The sequence below is a fragment of the Nitrospira marina genome (assembly GCF_059568365.1).
In genome coordinates, this window is sequence record NZ_JCANTH010000001.1 from 4,125,367 (window position 1) to 4,143,050 (window position 17,684).

The window sequence follows — 17,684 nt, forward strand, 5'->3', positions numbered from 1 at the left end:
GTTACACCGTGGGAAGTTGGGGTTGGCAAACGCAAGGCAGCCACCATGTCATGGTGGTCCCAATACCTGACTGACTTTCCGCATGGATTTCACCTCCATGGGCTTCAATAATATTTCGACAAATAGGCAGTCCCAGTCCAGTTCCACGATGCTTACCGGTGGTAAAGAACGGCTCGAAAATCCGGGGAAGAGCACTTGGACTGATTCCCTTTCCATTATCTTGGACTTTAATACGCAGCCCCGGTATTCGTTCAATGGTCTCCTCTTCAACGGACAGACGAAGACATCCGCCCTCTGACATCGCCTCAACGGCATTTTGGATCACATTTAGCAACACTTGCTTCAGTTGATCCCGATCAGCTTGGATGGAATTCAGTTTGTCAGGCGGATGAAAATCAATCTGAATGGCCTTTTGTTTGATTGGTTCATTGAGGACCTGCAAAGACTCCTGTATCAGATCTTGCAATTGAAAGGTTACCGGGAGCAAGTCTCGTGGTCGCGCAAAGTCAACAATTTGGTTCACAATGCGATCCAGTCGCCGGGTTTCCTTGAGAATGGTAACGAGGTCTTCATGCCGAGAATCACCATCAGGAAAATCTTCCATCAGCAAGGTGGTGGTTGACCCGATACCCACCAGCGGGTTTCGAATCTCATGTGCAATACCTGCAGCCATTTGTCCCAATGTGGCCAAGCGGTCAGACCGGTTCAATTGTGCACGCATATACTCTAAAGCCGTGATATCCACATTGAATCCCTGGTACACCATGGTCTGGCCGCCGCGATCTTGAATCGGAACCGCGCGACATAAGACCTTGCGCACAGCTCCGTCTGGATGCAAGAAGCGAAGGACCCGCTCAAAGGGCTCACTTTGGTAACAGGCATCTTGAAAAGTTTCGCGCACTCCCTCCCGATCATCCGGATGAATCGCTTCCCACATATGTTCAGGATCCAACACCTCATCGGGATTCCTCCCAGCCAGGACCCAATTCTGCCGGTTGCTAAAAATCAGATGATCTTTTTTTGCCGTGAAAATTCCGATGGGCGCATAATCCACAATCCCTCGATATTTGGCCTCAGAAGAAGTTAAATCCTGGTTCAGCGTTCGGAGTTCCTGTTCGGATTGTTCAATTCGCCGGATATGATTCCGGATTTGGGTGCCCATTGTCTGCATAACTTTCGTCAATTCGCCAATTTCATCGTCCCGTTGGAAAACTGGAATATTCGGAATATTCCCTCCGGAAACATTTTCCACCGCCTTGACCAAGGTCGTTAATGGTCCTGTAATGGACCGCGCAATGAGATGAAGAGGTACCAGCAACAAAATCAACGCCAACGAACCTCCCCACACGACCACCCCCATCAGGGCCGCCCGGTCTGCGGCACTACTCCCAAGGGCGTGTTGCAATTGCGTGACTTCTCGCCGGTCAAATCGAGCCATTTCTTCACGAATGGCAAGCATAAGGATACGCCCTTTTTCACTCTCGACATAGTCCGTGGCCTCCTGCGGAAAACCCGCCTTGACCCGTTCAATCAGCCGATCTTTGTCATTCATCAATTGCTCGACCATTCCTTGAACAGTTTCGATGACCTGTCGCTGATCCTCAACAGACCTGACCATCTGTCTCAATGAATTCCCAAGTAACAACACTCGTTGCCTGGCTGCCAAATAGGGCTGCAAAAAGGGAGCCTTTTGAGTCAGAATAAACCCCCGAAATCCGGTTTCGAGATCCACAACTAAGCGCATATATTCAGCCGACGCGCTTTGCACCAGATACACATCATTCAGGCGATCTTCATCCAAAGAAAAAGTCTGAACGCTTCTATAGGTCACCAGGCTCAAAATCAAGACGGCCAAAACCGGGACTCCAGAGACTAAAAGTAGCTTTCTGGCAATCGGAAGATTTAAAAATAATTTATTGAGAGACATAGCGACTTCTCCGAAATTCTCTTACAATTTCATCAAACCTTTCGCTGACAGGCCTGACAGAGCCCGATCCCCACGCCACTATACCCCAATAGCTGGGCTAATCTCATTATGGGAGGTCCCCAACGTAGGATCATTCCTCTAATTAGAGTTTATTGCTTGAACAGGTCGACCCGGTGGCCCCCTCCCAACTCACGGAGAAAGATTCCCTGGTCAGATTAGGGGAGTCCGTGATCACTGGCGAAAATCCATGGTCGGTAAAACCGCATTATGAAAATCGGAAAGCCTGCAAGCATGAGGAAGAGGCAAGAGGTAGACGCACCCAAGACTTACTTGTAAAAGGTTGAACCAACCATAGATGCGGGAATCCTTTGAGCTGAATGGGGTGCTGAAACAGCCGCCACATAATGCGTCAAGACCCCTTGTGTATAGTCCGTTTCCGTTACTGGTTGCAACAACACATGCACAGCCAGGAGTCCCACGAGGGCCATGGTGACCATATAGGGAAGAGCCATCCACACCATCCGGCCATACGAAAGGCGAATAAGTGGGGTGAGAGCGGACGTCAAAGGAAAAAGAAAGGCCGCCTGCCCATTTGGAGTGGCCACACTAGGAATATTGGTCCCCGTGTTGATAGCGACCGCCAAAAGATTAAATTGATCACGGGGAACCACTCCCTGGTGAAATGCCCGCAACATCTGTTCTATATAGATCGTGGCGACACAGACGTTGTCCCTGATCGCGGAAAGAAGGCATTTGGCCATAAAAAAAATGCCGATCTGGTGTCCACCATCCCTAGACAGTACATATTGGATACTGTTTCCAAAAAGTTGTTGCTCCTGGATCACCACCACAACCGAAAAAAACTCTACAAGGAGGGCCGTAAACGGGAGAGCCTCTTAAAATGCCTCCCCCAACTGATGCTCCTCAATAATTTTATTCAAGGCCGTCACTCCCATGACTCGTAAGCAAGCAAAACGACCACGCTAACCTCCCGTCAAAACCGGTTCTATGTGGGCTTGTAGCCTAACCTCCACAGCCTTTTTTTCCACGATCTGCATAGCGGTATCCAAAGCTTCATTAAAATGTGTGCAGATATAGTCTTCCTTCAGTCTGGAAAGCTCATTTAAATCGGCAAGAATTTGTCGGGTTCGAGGGGACATGCCGGCGGTTAACACCGCCACCCCGCGACTGTTGGCAGCTTCAATTAAATCGCCTAACGCATAAGCACCCGACAAATCCAATTCATCCAACCATTTGCAACGAATGATGAGCACATCTTTGTCGTCAAGATGCTCCACCGTCTCGTTCAGCCAATCGATCGCACCGAAAAATAATGGACCGTGAGGACGGACGATGATAATCCGGTCTCGAACGATATGCTCAAAACGACCGCTCAGCTCTCCCATATTGTCCCCATTCCGGCTGATTTTTCTGGCATAATCCCTGGCGAAGGAAAAAATGAGGTCTTCTTCTTCCTGTTTTACATCTTCATCCCGCTGACTGAGATCGGCTTTATAGCGATCAGACTGGTCTTTTACAAAACGGAAAAACGCCACTGCAAGTCCCATCGCCATGGCAGACAAAAGATTCCAAAACACAGTCATGAAAACCACCAGACCAAATACCATCAAATCAGAGGTGGGCAATCTCCGAACTACCGGCAGAACTCGCATATCCAGAATGTCATAGCCGGCTTTGAGGAGAATACCGGCCAAGGCGGAAAGAGGGATGGATGCGGCCAATGAACCCAGTCCGAAAATGAACGAAAGCAGAACAAGGCCCATGGTTATGGAGGACAAACGGGTACGAGCCCCACTTTGGATATTCACAACACATGGCATGGTATTCGTGGCTCCCCCCAGCCCTCCGACCAATCCTGAAAAGAGATTGGCTGATCCTTGGGCAACCAATTCACGGTCACTATTGTGATGTGTTCCGGTCATATTATCGACTATGAGACAGGTCAGAAGACTATCGAATATACACAACCCCGCCAGAGCCGCAGCCGGGACGAAGGCTTTTTCTAGAATGTTGAGATTGGGAAGATACAGCTCGGGTAAGCCCGTGGGAATATCTCCAATTTTAGGGATGTCTAGCCCCAGGGCAACCGTAGTTACCGTACCGGCCAATAATCCGATCAATGGACCTGGCAGCCAGGTCACAGGAGAAATTTTTGGCCAAACGATGACAATAAGTAAGGTCAACAAGCCGATTCCCAAGGCCACGGGGGATGCATGGACCAAACTGGAGGGCAATTCCGTAATAGCAGAGGTAATACTTTTGGCGCCGGGAAGTCCTAAAAATGGGTTGAATTGCAGCAGCATGTACAACACACCCAAACCCGTCATAAATCCGGAGATGACTGAATAGGGTGTGAACTTGATAAATTGCCCGAGCTTCAACAGTCCCAACACAATCAATATAAAACCGGCTAAGGCGATGGTCGTAAATACGAAAACCAGATCGGGGCTCCCATCGGCTAATTTATTGGTCTGGGTCATTGAAAGGATTTGAATGGTCATGGGTCCCGTTGGCCCACCAACCGACCACGCTGATCCGCTTAAGGGCCCCGCAATAAGACCCGCCGCCACTGCCGACCACATGCCCGCAATTGCCCCGAGCCCCGAAGCCACACCGAAGGCCAAGGCCATGGGAAGCACCACCATCGCCACAGTGATCCCCGCCAGCACATCCCCTCGCACATTGCTGACAATCCCTTTAAAATTGTCTTTAAAATTAAAATCCTTAAGATATATACGAATACCCGGTGTCAGGTGCCCCATTCCTAATTGCCTCCGACTCATTCGCCTATTTCGTCATTGCCTTTACAAAAAGGCAAAAATATTCCTTTAAAATTTACGACAAGCTTCATGCGCAACTTACATGCCAATAATCGAACAGTGAGGGATCAGAGAAATTTCTTTGATTTTTTCTTTATAATTCCAACAATATCTGGGCCCTGATCCTCTCCCAGTTAAAAACAAGTTTTTCTCGCTAAGGCCTCCTGTGCGAATTCGTACGGTGTGACCTGTGCGAAATAACTCCCGTTACGACATGAACAAGAGAAGAGGACGTTTCCCTTATAGGAAGGATGAAGGGAGGGGCCGGTGAAACCCTATCAGGATTAACCGAGGAATTAGAATGTCAATGTCGCCATGGTATAGACATAATCGACATCGGCCGTCCCAGGGCTTTGTGGCACTCGGTTAAAATAGGAGCCTTTGAAAAAACGCGTATATCCCACCTCAAAAGTTGTATGTCGGAAATAACCGTTCTGAGGGGCCCACGTTATGGAGCTATCCAACATATTGCCAAGGAAGGTGCCCGCTTGACCGGTCGGATCCTGCAGACCGCTACCCACAAAAGGGCCGCGGCCATCTGCCAGCCAGAAGGCTCGATAAGATGCCATCAATCTGACCGTGGAGATCGGTTGGAGAGTCGAGCGAAACCCAAGAGGTGAAAAAATATTGGATGGAAAGATAATGCCCAAAATTCCGCTTGGTCCATATTCTGCGCGGCGTTTTGCGAACAAGAAATCAAAATTCTTTTCCGGATTCCGGTTTCCGGACGAGTAGTCGAACAGATAGACAAATCGTAAGGGCCATTCAGTCGCAAAACTATAGCCCACCTCACCGTGATGTCGATGTGCAAAGTGTTTCGTATGATCGACCTCTCCAACCTGGTACATCGATTCTATTTCGTAATCAAATTGTTCTTTTGCAGGCTTGGAAAATACCCGAAATCCCATAGTGGAAAGATTACGTTTTTGAAGATTACTCCCCTCATTCAACTGAAAAATATATAACTCCCCATTAGCCCAGGGGACATGACGGCTGGAAATCGCCGCACCGGAAAAGTAGCTAATTGGGCTAGTCCAATCCGGGCTAACCGTATGACGTTGGACCGGTTGTGTGACAAAGGCACGGAGACCCCAATCAGAGCGTTTATCTCTCCCAAGGGTTAATTGCACACCATCAAATGATGGAGTAAAGCTTCCAAAACGATGCCCTGCGATGAGACGCCCTTCTCCAAAATCCATGACTAAACGACCGACTTCCAGCTTACCTGAGGTCCCTGTTCCTAAAAAATTCTGCGACACCAGATCAAGATGGAGTTGAAAAATATCCAGATGATCGACAAAATTGGGATTGTGATCCTGCCCCCGATCAGCCACAGGGGCCCGAAAATCTGCGAGTTCCAGTGTGAATCGGATAGGGTCCCAAATATCCTTAATTCCCAACAGAATTCTCGTCCGCTGCGCAACCATCTGATCACTTCCTGCTGTGCCTTTCGTAAAACTCTGATTAAACGTTTCATACCGTGTTCGATGTTCAACTCCCAAATCCAGCCATTCCGGCGTCAGAGCAGAAAGAGTATTCGGCTGTTGCAAAACAGTTTTCAAGCGATCAAAATCACTCGGGAATTCTTTGGTATGAGTTCCATTTTCAGCCCCATGTGCAGGATTTTCCTCTAACAGACCTCCAAGCAAGAAAAGGAGGCCTAAACAAACCACCCCAATATTTTTCATCGAATCTCCATACAAGACAGAAGCCGATCATAATAATTTTCATTTTCAAAATTTTCCTATTTTTCATTTGCTACGCAAAACTAGTACCAATTTCTAGACATCGAGGAATCTGAAAACGGCATTGGAGAGGTACAACAATAATAGGATGCGTCCCTGCCGCCAAAACCGTCAGATTAAGCGTGATGGAGGTGATTTCGATTGATTTTCAAAATTTACCTTACGTTCCTATCAATTTCCCCCTGGCTTTTGCCTAGATGCACGGGGACCCAAGCCTAAAAAATGGTGCCATTTCACACATCACCCCCTGTGCATCATCGCACGCCGGCTGATTGTGTTCGGCAATACGGCGCAAACTTTTTTGATACGGCTATGACTGAGAATTGCGTGGAACCAACAAATACCATTGGTGGAGCTCAACTGTTGAACACCAAAATCCCAGAGGTGCTCTATGGGTATAGACTTTTCGTTATAGCGTTTGTAAAGAGGACGCGACCATGAACACATTGACGAAAGCATGGCTGTTTATTGTTATTCTCGAGTTGGCAATCAGCATCTACCTGGCCGAAACGTACAACTACATTGAAATGGTCGAACCTCTGCGCTATGCGTGGAAGCCATGGTGAGTGCGTCAACGAAAGAGGACATACAACATCCGCATTGCCTCTACCCCATTCATGGTCATTGAGACCGAGATCTTCCGAAAGTCAGTCCTGCCAGTTATCTAATACCCCTTGAATTCAGGACGATAGCAGGGACTCTCATTCCAATTATTACAAAAGACACCTACCCCAAAAAATCACTGTTTCCAGAACTCCTCTGCGGTTGATATCGATGACCAAAGATGGGAAAGTACAAAAAATGCCGGTACAACTTCTTTAAAGATCTCCTAAACAAGGACTGCTATGCGTGCAACAATTTATGTGACCGACGATGATCAAAACGTGTGTTCTGCGTTAAGTCGCCGGTTGGTGAGAAAAGGGCACCTCGTAAGAAGTTTCCATTCAGGACCCTCGCTCATTGAGGCTTTGGAACATGAACTGCCTGATTTGCTGTTCCTGGATCTTAAAATGCCGGAAATGGATGGACTCGAAACCTTACGCCAAATTCGACAAAAGATCCCGAAAACCCTGGTTGTCATGTTGACTGCTTATGGAAGCGTAGAAGATGCGGTGGAGGCGATGCGGCTCGGAGCTTATGATTTCTTGATAAAATCCATTGATTTTTCAACGGTTGAACCAGCCTTACATCGAGCCATCACCTTCCTGGAGCTAAGGCGTCGAATTGAGTTTTCGGCTTCTGAGAAACAACGGCAATATTCCTGGGAACATGTGATCGCCAGGAGTCCAGCCATGACCAAGGTCATTGAACAACTCAAATTTTTCGACGCCCAGGACGTCCCCTTAGTGTTTCTTCAAGGGGAGGTTGGGACGGGGAAAGAATTCTTGGCACGCATTCTTCATTATAATAGCCACAAACAGCTCGGCCCGTTTGTCACCGTCAGTTGCAACGAACAGAGGGGATCACTCCTTGAACCTCAAATATTTGGATATGAACGCGGGGCATTCAGTGGTGCCAGCCAAAGCATGCCGGGAGCAATTGAACATTCCGATGGGGGAACCCTATTTGTTGATGAGATTGAACATCTGCCAATTCCCATTCAGGGATCATTAGCCGAGGCCATTCGAACACGTGCATTTTGTCGAATGGGAGGGTTTGACCGACTCCCCATCAACAATCGAATTGTAGTGACCAGTTCGATTCCGCTGGATCAACCGGGCTACCAGGAAATATTTCATCCAGAATTACGTTCGCTACTCGAAAAACAGCAACTCTTCATTCCTCCCCTGCGGGAACGGAAAGAAGATATCATCCCTTTGGTAATCAAAACCATTCACGCCTATGGTGAAGAGATCGGCCGTCCAAAACTCGATATTGATTCTTCGGTACCTCCGCTATTGGATACGTACCAATTCCCGGGGAATATTCGAGAATTAGAGGCTATGATTCGCAGAGCGGTGTTGTGCTCGCAAGGACCTGTCCTTACTTCTCTGGATTTTTATTCTCAACATCCTGGCAGCGGAGAAGGTCTCCCTCCAAATACTGGTCGGGTGCTCTTTGAAATCGGCCAACACAGTCTACAAGACATTCAAGTCATGGTGATTAATGAAGTCTTGAGATTCACCAAGCAGGACAAAGAACAGGCAGCTGGCTATCTTCACATTTCTACACGGACACTGGATGAACATCTTCAATTTCGGAAAAACTATCCCCACGAGACAGAGGGATCGTGAGAAAGTAGGCGGTAGTTGCTCCATTCATTCGCCTTTCTTTTTTGGCACATTCTTCTTCTATTTAATACGGGGTAAGATTCCTCCATACTCGCTGAGCTCAAAGGCAGGCCTCCAAGCCTTTAACAGGCATTTGTCATGGCCCCACCGAGTATTTAAAAATATTCGCCATAACTTCCCTCCCACTCTCATCCTCAAAGCTCTCCGATGAATAGGGCGTAAAAGTTTCTGAACAAAGAAGCCTTGTCCCAAGGTTTGGCGCATTGATAAAGATTCTCCAAGACCGTTCTCGAGGAGAAACCAGCCTGGACCTGAACCCAGGCGACGTGGAGCAGAGCCTCCTAACGCAACGGCTGTTGTGAAAATTGGGATTCGGAGAAATTCCCGATTGGGTCACTTTGACCAAAGCCACCCAACATATCATCTCATCAGAGAAGATCTTGAACGGATGATCCAACTAACCGTCGATCCCAACAAAACCGACTATGCGGTATTGACCGGTGTGCAAATTCACGGGCCAACCATAAAGACTGGATTTGGATTGAGACTTCTTATGTTTTCGTTGATGGGGAAAGAAACCCATTACTGTAGAAATTTAAATTCTTTTTTATAAAAAAATTGTTTGGCAACGCTATTCCTCAATAATTAAATGAGTGAAGCCGGAAGCGTTTCATAAAACTTCAATGAACAATAAAGATCTCGCCAATTTCAGGGATTTACCCTGATCGGGCCAACCCTTTTGGCAACTTCATCAAGGCTTAACCTGCCACACTCCTAATGTGGATGGAATCCTAGACTCTATTCGCAATGGTGAAATTTATAGGTTCAGGGAACTTGCCCGAGGGCATCCGAACCCCCATATCTTCACACCTAACATATCCTATTCCTGGCTACCCTACGACATGGTGAAATTTGGAACGTCCTCGGTGATTTTTTAAAGGTCTCATGTTCCTAACCGCAGCGGCTTTCCATTCTACCCACTCGTGGTTGGAGTTCTTCTCATCTATCCATTACCTCCAAAATTAGAGCGATATCGCACAGTCCTATCTTGATAAATCCGCTCGTTTTCATGAGTAGAAATGAATGCACTTTTCTTTTGGATATATAAGCTACTGTAATATTTATTGAATTTATAAATCATCCAAATAAATCCATTTGGCACTTGCCTTGCTTAATATTTGGTAACACGAGGTCAAAAGGTATTTGGAGGATGATAAAAATGGAAGGCTTTACCCTTATTTTACTTATCACATGGGCGGTACTTTCGAGGTTCTAACATGGAACATGTCCCTCTCATCGCAATTTTGACAATCATAGTCATTGCATTGATGAATCGATTGGGTTTGGATTAATTTCCTTACCCCCTTTCGGTTTTCCTAATTCTGTTGGTTGCTTCTCTGCGCCTGCTCTTCGCCCCTCATCTAATTGCCCTAGACACAATTTAATGTTTTAAAAAGTATGAGGTTTTGTTGATCTCCTGCTATAGTTTTGTATAACTCCCACTCAATCACAGAGTGAACTTGTGCAAGAAAATGGCATGTAGGCTCACAAGTTAGGTAAATGTATGACCCGTCAGTTCTTTTTCATACTCCTTTTCTCCATTCTCATTTCTCTGGTAATTGGTGTGGTTATCGGCGGACGTCTTGCACCACAGGAAGGCATGCCTATTCGTGTGGTTGCAAACTATTTACATGCCGTTCTTCAAGCAGACCGGACCTTTTACACCCAACATGTCGTGGAACGGATGGAAGACATGCTGATTGTGACCGCAACGGAAAATTGGCGGGAAGAACGGACATTGCCGTTGCCCGCACAATTTTTCAAAGAAGCCTCCCGTGGACTACAGGTTGCCGGCAAACCGTTTCGATACCGGTTGATGGGTCTTTGGCCATTGAATCCAGAAAATGCGCCTCACAATGACCGTGAACGTAAAGCCCTGGAACAAGTTGTGGAATATGGAGAAGTGACTGAACAAGAAATCCAGATAGACAACCGGTCTTATTATCAAGCTATTTTTCCTGATCGAGCAGTGAGCCGAGCCTGCATCAACTGCCATAATGCACACAAAGAAAGTCCCAAACGGGACTTTAAATTAAATGATGTCATGGGAGGACTGGAAATTTTAATTCCCCTTAACTAACCTTCACTGTATCAAAATTTACAGCCCATTTCGGTCACCTCCCTTTCCGCAACCTTATTCATTTTTTCCTCGTTACCCTTTTGAAAACCTTTTTCGCTTCCCACTTGACGAAGAACGGTGTGATAGAGTGAAATCCTCGCCCAGTTTGTCTACATTTTTATCCTAGGATATGCCCTATGGGGCTTGTTCACGGGTTACGTTTCAACAACCTTCGCGGTGATATCTATGGAGGGATGGTTGCCGCTGTCGTAGCGCTCCCGTTGGCGCTCGCTTTTGGCGTCGCTTCTGGCCTAGGAGCCATTGCCGGTTTATACGGGGCGATATTCGTCGGATTTTTTGCTGCGCTTTTCGGAGGTACCCCCGCTCAGGTTTCCGGCCCCACGGGACCCATGACTGTGGTGATGGCTGGAATCGTCACAATCTTTGCAGGCAATCCTGGTTTGGCCCTGATGGCCGTGATTCTTGGCGGTGTCTTTCAAATCCTGTTGGGACTTTCCAGGGTGGGACAGTACATCGCGTTGGTCCCGTATCCAGTGGTCTCGGGGTTCATGAGCGGCATCGGCTGTATCATTCTCATTTTGCAATTAGGCCCCCTGGTTGGCCATGCTTCCAGCCCCGAGGGTGTAGTCGCGACACTCAAGGCAATTCCGGGATTTTATGGAAACCCGGTGTGGGATGCCGCCCTTGCCGGAGTCCTCGTTTTGGTCATTATGTATTTGACTCCCGGCAGGATTGCGAAGGTGGCTCCTCCTTCTTTATTGGCCCTACTCGTGGTGACCCCACTCGCCTATACTTTTCTTCCTGATGCTCCTACCATCGGAGAGGTTCCACGGGGATTCCCCACCCCTCTCATGCCAACATTCACCTGGGACACCTTGCAAATCGTACTGGAATCAGCCGCCATCCTGGCTGTTTTGGGAGCGATCGACAGCCTGTTAACCAGCCTGGTCTGCGATAACATGACCCGGACCCAACATGACCCGGACCGTGAGCTTATCGGCCAGGGCATAGGGAACATGGTCGCCGGTGTATTTGGAGGTATCCCAGGTGCCGGAGCCACCATGCGGTCGGTAGCCAATATCCGAACCGGAGGACGGACACCGATCTCCGGCGTACTTCACTCCATAATTTTATTGGCAGTTCTTTTGGGACTTGGCCCATTGGCCGAGAAAATTCCCTTAGCCGTTCTCGGGGGTATTTTGTTCAAAGTTGGCATTGATATTATTGACTGGCGGTTTTTACGACACATCCTGCAAGCCCCCCGTATCGATGTCGTCATCATGACAGTGGTGTTACTGACCACCGTGCTCGTGGATCTCATTACCGCCGTGGCGGTGGGAATGGTCTTTGCCAGTCTGTTCTTTGTCAAACGCATGGCGGATTTGGAACTGGCTAATCTCCACATCGTGACGAATCCAACTCCCAGCACCCCTCTTTTACCGGAAGAAGCCGCAATTCTGGAACAAGCCAATGGGAAAATTCTCTTGATTCATGTGGATGGGCCCATGAGCTTTGGATCGGCCAAAACCATGGTCCGCCGCTTGGAAACCGTCCCGGGCTTTAATACGTTTTCTAGCGTTGTTTTGGATTTATCCAAAGTCCCGGCCATTGACGGGACAGCGGCATTGGCGGTGGAAGATATGTTGAATATCGTCAAGGCCCACCACCAACATCTCTTCTTCGTGGGCATGCAGCCTCACGTGACCGAGGCATTGGATGGCTTAGGAGTGCTGATGCAGATTCGGCCTGGCCATCGCTTTGCCAGCCGTTTGGAGGCCCTGAAGAAGGCCTCCTTGGTAGAAGGAGCTCCCTCTAAGGACCCACCACAACCTTCGGCACCAAACAGGAATCTTCCTGCGACTCCCTCTGAAAAGGCCTGATTCTTAGACCCTAAAAATTAGGTTATTAGAAATATGCACGAAACACCTATTCAGACCATCTTTGATCTCTCCCCACTTTGGGTAGCGACATCAATTTTAATTTTGACCTATGCCGTCATTATCGCTGAACGGTTTAATCGGGCGATTGTAGCGCTTCTTGGAGCCGCTGCCGTTATTGGAACAGGAGTCCTCACACAGGACCAAGCGATTCAAGGCATTGATTTCAATACCATCGGCCTACTCACCGGCATGATGATCCTGGTCGGAATTACCAAAGAATGCGGCATCTTTCAATTTCTCGCGATCAAAGCCGCGAAGGCCGCCAAGGGTAGTCCGTGGGGCATCCTGGTTATGCTCTCAATGGTCACCGCAGTGCTCTCGGCATTTTTAGATAATGTCACGACAGTGCTGTTGGTCGCACCAGTGACCTTGCTCATTGCTGACGAGCTGAAAATCAATCCATATCCTCTGCTCTTTGCAGAGATTAATGCCTCGAATACAGGTGGCACGGCTACGCTGATTGGTGATCCCCCCAACATTATGATTGGCTCTGCCACGAGTTTGACATTTAATGATTTTGTAATTCACCTGGCTCCCGTCGCCATTGTGGCCTTCAGTGCCACACTCATCCCTCTTTGGTTTATGTTTGGAAAAACCATGTTCGCATCACCAGAAGCCCGGGCCCGCATTATGGCTTTCAACGAATATGAAGCCATTCGGGATGTTGGTCTATTGAAACAGTGTCTCCTGGTCTTTAGCCTGGTTATTCTCGGATTTACCTTAGCCCATTCGATAGGCATGGAACCCGCCACCATTGCACTGGGTGGCGCCGCCCTGCTCCTGTTACTCGTCACATTTTCCTTAGACAACGAACAGGCAGGACATAAAGTTCATGCATTATTCGGGCAAGTGGAATGGATTACCATTTTCTTTTTCTGCGGCTTGTTCATTATCGTCACCGGTGTGGAACATACCGGCCTTTTACAGTCCATTGCCGATTGGACCTTAAGTGTAACCGCAGGAAACTTCATGGTTACGACCCTGACCATCCTTTGGGTTTCGGCTATTCTTTCCGCTATTGTGGATAATATACCCTTTGTGGCCACCATGATCCCCATGATCAAAAGCATGCTCCCGGTCTTTCAGCAGGCCGGTATCCCACTTGAACAGGCCGAAACCCTCTGGTGGGCATTATCGTTGGGCGCGTGTTTAGGAGGCAATGGGACGCTGGTGGGAGCTTCCGCCAATTTGATTGTGGCGGGGATTGCGGAACGCAATGGCGTATCATTTCGATTTCTGCCATTTTTAAAAATGGCATTTCCGCTCATGATTTTACAAGTACTGATCAGCACCCTTTACATTTGGATGAGGTATTTATGAAGGCTCAGGACATCATGATCCGCCAGCCACAAACCATCCCTCCACAATTGACGATCGGGGAAGCCCTTCGCCAAATGGCGGATCTGCGCCTCCAAGACTTTCCGGTCGTGGATGAGAAAAGGATGTTATTGGGAACACTGAATTTCTGGCAGATTCTTGAATTGGCCATGCCTCCCTACATTTCCCAAGGGGATCTTCCCGATGTTCGTTTTGCTCCGAACCTTGTACGATTCCATGAACGCCTCGGAGAACTGAAACCAAACCCGGTCACTCAGGTGATGAACCCCCATCCTCCATGCGCCCGGCCGGATGACTCCGTACTGGCCTGCGCGGCTTTGATTATGAAAACTCCGAAAACGGTCTATTTACTGCCCGTGGTGGAAGTAGATCGTCAACTGGTGGGAATTATTTCTGCCTGGGACCTCATTAAAGAAATCGCAGGGTAGAAAACAAGGCGGGACATGATTGCATCATCTTTTTCTTCAGCTCCTGACTCCTTCTGATTCAAGGACCCGTATTAAACGATTCTGTATATACTTCCACTTGATTGATTACCCACCTGCCCTCAGGATTCTTCAGCAGGACATACAACTCATCCTGCGGCTGATCACCCATCAGCGTGACAATGTGAGCGTGGACAATCACATGGGCTTCTTTGCCGACCTTTTTTTCATGGGCTATCTTGGCACGCACATATTTCAACTGTAGGTCCCGAAGATATGGGCCTCGGATGGCAATCCATTCTTCTTTGGATACACCTTCTCTAAAGGCCGTTGTCGTCAGCTCAGCGGCCCGTTTCATATTACCCGGGTAGACTTCAAACCACTGTTCCACCACCTGGCGAGGGGTGGAGAAAGATGGCTCTTGAGACCCCGCTACTCCGTCATCGGCCACACACACGGCAATCGCTAGGCAGGTCCCTGCCACCCACCAGACAACCCCTCGCCCTTTGCCTTTTGACTTCATGGTAAAGTCCCCCTTATCTGGAAAATTCCGGATATCTTGAAAAAGTCCTTGGCCATTTCAATATACTAAACGGGTAGGATCAAGGGGAAAGAATGAAATGCTGTGCCAAGCTTGCAAGGTCAACCATTACCCCCTCCCCTTAGCGATCCTTTTTTTAGATTTGAGAGTGCCACGAAAATTGGTAACGTAAAGAATCTTAGGGCTTATTTGACATGGCACCATTGACAAACCAGCCTGGAATCCATCGGGGGAAAAAACCTCACCCCCAGGAACATCTCACCCATGTCCTAGCCATCATCTTAACCGTAATTGTGTGTTTTCTCGTCTTCGCCATCCTTTGGCCAAAACAACCATCTCCACTCGACATCGTCATACGATTTCTGGGCATCGCGCTGGGCGGCGCCTGGTTGTATCGCTTCCTGACTCGTCATATTCGGCACCGGGCAATGATTCGTCAAGCCCCGTTTCCTACCGAATGGGAAAAAATTCTGGCACAGAATGTCCCATTTTACCAGGCGCTTTCTCTCCGTGACCAAGACCGTTTTCGAGAAGAAGTCCATATTTTTCTTCGTGAAAAGCGAATCACCGGCATTAATACGTCGGTTGATGACACCGTCCGGGTATTGGTTGCAGCAAGTGCCATCATTCCCATATTTGGATTTCCAGGCTGGGAATGGGAACATATCAGTGAAATCCTGATTTATCCGACCTCCTTTGATGAGGGGTATCAAATGGGATCAGCTCAAGAGCACCCTATTTCAGGCATGGTTGGAACAGGGGCGATGAACCGCATGATGATTTTGTCCAAACCGGATTTATTACAAGGTTTCAAACAATCTTCACACGGACATAATGTGGGTATCCATGAGTTTACCCATTTATTGGATAAATCGGATGGCACCGTAGACGGGGTTCCTGAGATTGCCTTGCCCGGCCTGGCCGTTAGACCCTGGCTCAACCTGGTTCAGAATGAAATGAACAAAATCCGAAAGGGGCATTCGGACATCAATCCCTATGGGCTTACGAACGAGGCGGAATTTTTCGCAGTGGTCTCGGAATATTTTTTTGAAGAACCGGTGAAGATGAAACAGAAACATCCTGCACTCTATAAAATGTTGAAACAGATCTTTCGCCAGGATCCCCAATCACGAATTACGGGGGCCCTCAAGACCATGCTCCGCCCGAAACAGGTTTCCCCAAAACATGAAAGCTCAAGAGTTTTTTGAGACTTTTGGGGACATCTCGACTTGAATACCTGGCTCAAGATACAAAACATGCAGCGCTGACCAAAGACCCAAGCCCCACACACAGACCGTTTAGGAAGGCAAGACCATGCACGATCACTATCGTAAGACGAAAGAGGAGAAATGACCAATGCGAGTACTCCTGGCCACTGATGGATCGGAACAATCCTCCCACGCCACCAAAGCTGTCTTGAGTTTAACCTCAGTCAGCACCCTGACCGTTCTGCACGTTATTGATCTCCCTCGGTTAACCTTTTCTATGCTCGGGCCTGAAATTGCCTATGATCTGTCGAAAGTCGCAGAAGAAGCACTCCGCAAAGACGGTGAGCAGGTTTTAACACGCAGTAAGGCTCTCCTCTCAGACAGCGTGAAACCGCTGGAAACCCGATTGGAAGAAGGCTCACCGGCCGAGCTCATTTTAGCGGTGGCCCAGGAAACACATCCTGATCTCATTTTGATGGGGGCTCGTGGAAGAGGGCAGGTAGAGGAACTTTTTCTGGGGAGTGTTTCACAACGGGTTCTGACCCACGCAGTCTGTCCAGTCCTGATCATCAACGGGCCATTAACGGAAATCAAGAAAATTCTGATTGCCATCCAAAGCCCCGCTGATGTTCAAAAGGTGCACCAGTTTTTAACGAAATACCCATTTCAACCACAGACAGAGATCACGCTCCTATCGGTGGTACCGCTTCCACGTTCCCTCTTTCGGGGCGGTGTCTCTGCACCGGAGGAGAAAATCGAGCAGGCTTTAGAGAGCACCGAAGCCTTCCTTGATCAGGCCGTCAGTCAACTTAAAGGCTGTTACGATTCAGTCAAGGGATATGTGGGATTAGGAGCCCCGGCGAATACGATATTGGAACAGGCTGCAATCACGGAACCAGATCTTCTGATGATGGGAATGCACCACCCTTCAACGATCACTCGGTTTGTACTGGGCACCGTGTCCCATACCGTGCTCCACCAGGCCACGCGATCCATTCTCGTTATTCGATAACAGGACGGGATGCGTTTGGCGTCAGCGTTCTTTGGCTTTTACTCCTGAATGATAAGTGGAATTAACATACACGGGAATGGGTCAATCTCCAAGATGCTTTTCAATTAATGGTTTCACATCCTTCCAATCTACTCCCCCCACTCCGGTCGCAAGCCGTGGTAACGCCACACTGCTGAACTTTCATATTCAATCGTTTCGAAGCGCTTTCAAACACCCATCGATATTATCAACCGATGCTTTTCCCGGATTGGCTCCATGACTCGGTGGAGCTTCCTGTGTGAAGAGTTTGATTATTCGCACGTTCCCAGTCCTGGCCCAACTCCATCACTCACCGGAC

At 48.3% G+C, this 17,684-nt stretch carries 13 protein-coding genes; 8 read left to right on the forward strand and 5 right to left on the reverse strand.

The window, feature by feature from the left end; translation table 11 throughout:
* Position 1: 1 nt before the first annotated feature.
* The 4 genes from LX98_RS17800 to LX98_RS17815 form a co-directional block, all read right to left on the reverse strand.
* Complete coding sequence (locus tag LX98_RS17800; RefSeq protein WP_496430131.1) at positions 2 to 1,927, reverse strand: ATP-binding protein; 1,926 nt, start codon at positions 1,925 to 1,927, stop codon at positions 2 to 4.
* Between the two features lie 326 nt (positions 1,928 to 2,253).
* A complete protein-coding gene (locus LX98_RS17805) occupies positions 2,254 to 2,778 on the reverse strand; it encodes a hypothetical protein (RefSeq protein WP_496430132.1) in 525 nt (174 codons plus the stop codon).
* A 132-nt stretch (positions 2,779 to 2,910) separates the two neighbouring features.
* Positions 2,911 to 4,710 (reverse strand): SulP family inorganic anion transporter, encoded by a 1,800-nt coding sequence (locus LX98_RS17810; RefSeq protein ID WP_496430133.1) that lies wholly within the window; start codon positions 4,708 to 4,710, stop codon positions 2,911 to 2,913.
* A gap of 353 nt (positions 4,711 to 5,063) precedes the next feature.
* Positions 5,064 to 6,455 carry an alginate export family protein gene (locus LX98_RS17815; protein WP_496430134.1) on the reverse strand — a complete coding sequence of 464 codons (1,392 nt, stop codon included), beginning with the start codon at positions 6,453 to 6,455 and terminating at the stop codon, positions 5,064 to 5,066.
* 494 nt (positions 6,456 to 6,949) lie between these two features.
* Here LX98_RS17815 and LX98_RS17820 point away from each other — a divergent pair, with 494 nt between their 5' ends.
* The 6 genes from LX98_RS17820 (at position 6,950) to LX98_RS17845 (ending at position 14,589) form a co-directional block, all read left to right on the forward strand.
* Positions 6,950 to 7,078 carry a hypothetical protein gene (locus LX98_RS17820; RefSeq protein ID WP_496430135.1) on the forward strand — a complete coding sequence of 43 codons (129 nt, stop codon included), beginning with the start codon at positions 6,950 to 6,952 and terminating at the stop codon, positions 7,076 to 7,078.
* Positions 7,079 to 7,357: 279 nt separating this feature from the next.
* Positions 7,358 to 8,746, forward strand: coding sequence for a sigma 54-interacting transcriptional regulator (locus tag LX98_RS17825; RefSeq protein WP_496430136.1), 1,389 nt, complete (start codon positions 7,358 to 7,360; stop codon positions 8,744 to 8,746).
* Between the two features lie 1,561 nt (positions 8,747 to 10,307).
* Positions 10,308 to 10,883, forward strand: coding sequence for a c-type heme family protein (locus tag LX98_RS17830; RefSeq protein WP_496430137.1), 576 nt, complete (start codon positions 10,308 to 10,310; stop codon positions 10,881 to 10,883).
* A 176-nt stretch (positions 10,884 to 11,059) separates the two neighbouring features.
* Positions 11,060 to 12,763 (forward strand): SulP family inorganic anion transporter, encoded by a 1,704-nt coding sequence (locus tag LX98_RS17835; protein ID WP_496430138.1) that lies wholly within the window; start codon positions 11,060 to 11,062, stop codon positions 12,761 to 12,763.
* A gap of 33 nt (positions 12,764 to 12,796) precedes the next feature.
* The gene (locus LX98_RS17840; RefSeq protein ID WP_496430139.1) at positions 12,797 to 14,143 is read left to right on the forward strand and encodes a sodium:proton antiporter; all 1,347 of its coding nucleotides are present in this window, start codon (positions 12,797 to 12,799) and stop codon (positions 14,141 to 14,143) included.
* Positions 14,140 to 14,589 carry a CBS domain-containing protein gene (locus tag LX98_RS17845; protein ID WP_496430140.1) on the forward strand — a complete coding sequence of 150 codons (450 nt, stop codon included), beginning with the start codon at positions 14,140 to 14,142 and terminating at the stop codon, positions 14,587 to 14,589. The genes LX98_RS17840 and LX98_RS17845 overlap by 4 nt, the downstream gene beginning before the upstream one ends.
* Before the next feature lie 58 nt (positions 14,590 to 14,647).
* On the opposite strand, the gene LX98_RS17850 is transcribed toward LX98_RS17845, so the two are convergent.
* Entirely contained in the window at positions 14,648 to 15,109 is a 462-nt protein-coding gene (locus LX98_RS17850) for a hypothetical protein (RefSeq protein ID WP_496430141.1), read from the reverse strand.
* A gap of 212 nt (positions 15,110 to 15,321) precedes the next feature.
* Here LX98_RS17850 and LX98_RS17855 point away from each other — a divergent pair, with 212 nt between their 5' ends.
* The gene (locus LX98_RS17855; RefSeq protein WP_496430142.1) at positions 15,322 to 16,335 is read left to right on the forward strand and encodes a zinc-dependent peptidase; all 1,014 of its coding nucleotides are present in this window, start codon (positions 15,322 to 15,324) and stop codon (positions 16,333 to 16,335) included.
* 148 nt (positions 16,336 to 16,483) lie between these two features.
* Positions 16,484 to 17,347, forward strand: coding sequence for a universal stress protein (locus LX98_RS17860; protein ID WP_496430143.1), 864 nt, complete (start codon positions 16,484 to 16,486; stop codon positions 17,345 to 17,347).
* Positions 17,348 to 17,684 lie beyond the last annotated feature (337 nt).

Bases quoted from the DNA above. Each gene is read 5' to 3' on its own strand.
- LX98_RS17860 (WP_496430143.1), top strand. From the start codon at position 16,484: ATGCGAGTACTCCTGGCCACTGATGGATCGGAACAATCCTCCCACGCC.
- LX98_RS17830 (WP_496430137.1), top strand. From the start codon at position 10,308: ATGACCCGTCAGTTCTTTTTCATACTCCTTTTCTCCATTCTCATTTCT.
- LX98_RS17800 (WP_496430131.1), bottom strand. From the start codon at position 1,927: ATGTCTCTCAATAAATTATTTTTAAATCTTCCGATTGCCAGAAAGCTA.
- LX98_RS17845 (WP_496430140.1), top strand. From the start codon at position 14,140: ATGAAGGCTCAGGACATCATGATCCGCCAGCCACAAACCATCCCTCCA.
- LX98_RS17825 (WP_496430136.1), top strand. From the start codon at position 7,358: ATGCGTGCAACAATTTATGTGACCGACGATGATCAAAACGTGTGTTCT.
- LX98_RS17815 (WP_496430134.1), bottom strand. From the start codon at position 6,455: ATGAAAAATATTGGGGTGGTTTGTTTAGGCCTCCTTTTCTTGCTTGGA.
- LX98_RS17835 (WP_496430138.1), top strand. From the start codon at position 11,060: ATGGGGCTTGTTCACGGGTTACGTTTCAACAACCTTCGCGGTGATATC.
- LX98_RS17855 (WP_496430142.1), top strand. From the start codon at position 15,322: ATGGCACCATTGACAAACCAGCCTGGAATCCATCGGGGGAAAAAACCT.
- LX98_RS17820 (WP_496430135.1), top strand. From the start codon at position 6,950: ATGAACACATTGACGAAAGCATGGCTGTTTATTGTTATTCTCGAGTTG.
- LX98_RS17850 (WP_496430141.1), bottom strand. From the start codon at position 15,109: ATGAAGTCAAAAGGCAAAGGGCGAGGGGTTGTCTGGTGGGTGGCAGGG.
- LX98_RS17810 (WP_496430133.1), bottom strand. From the start codon at position 4,710: ATGGGGCACCTGACACCGGGTATTCGTATATATCTTAAGGATTTTAAT.
- LX98_RS17840 (WP_496430139.1), top strand. From the start codon at position 12,797: ATGCACGAAACACCTATTCAGACCATCTTTGATCTCTCCCCACTTTGG.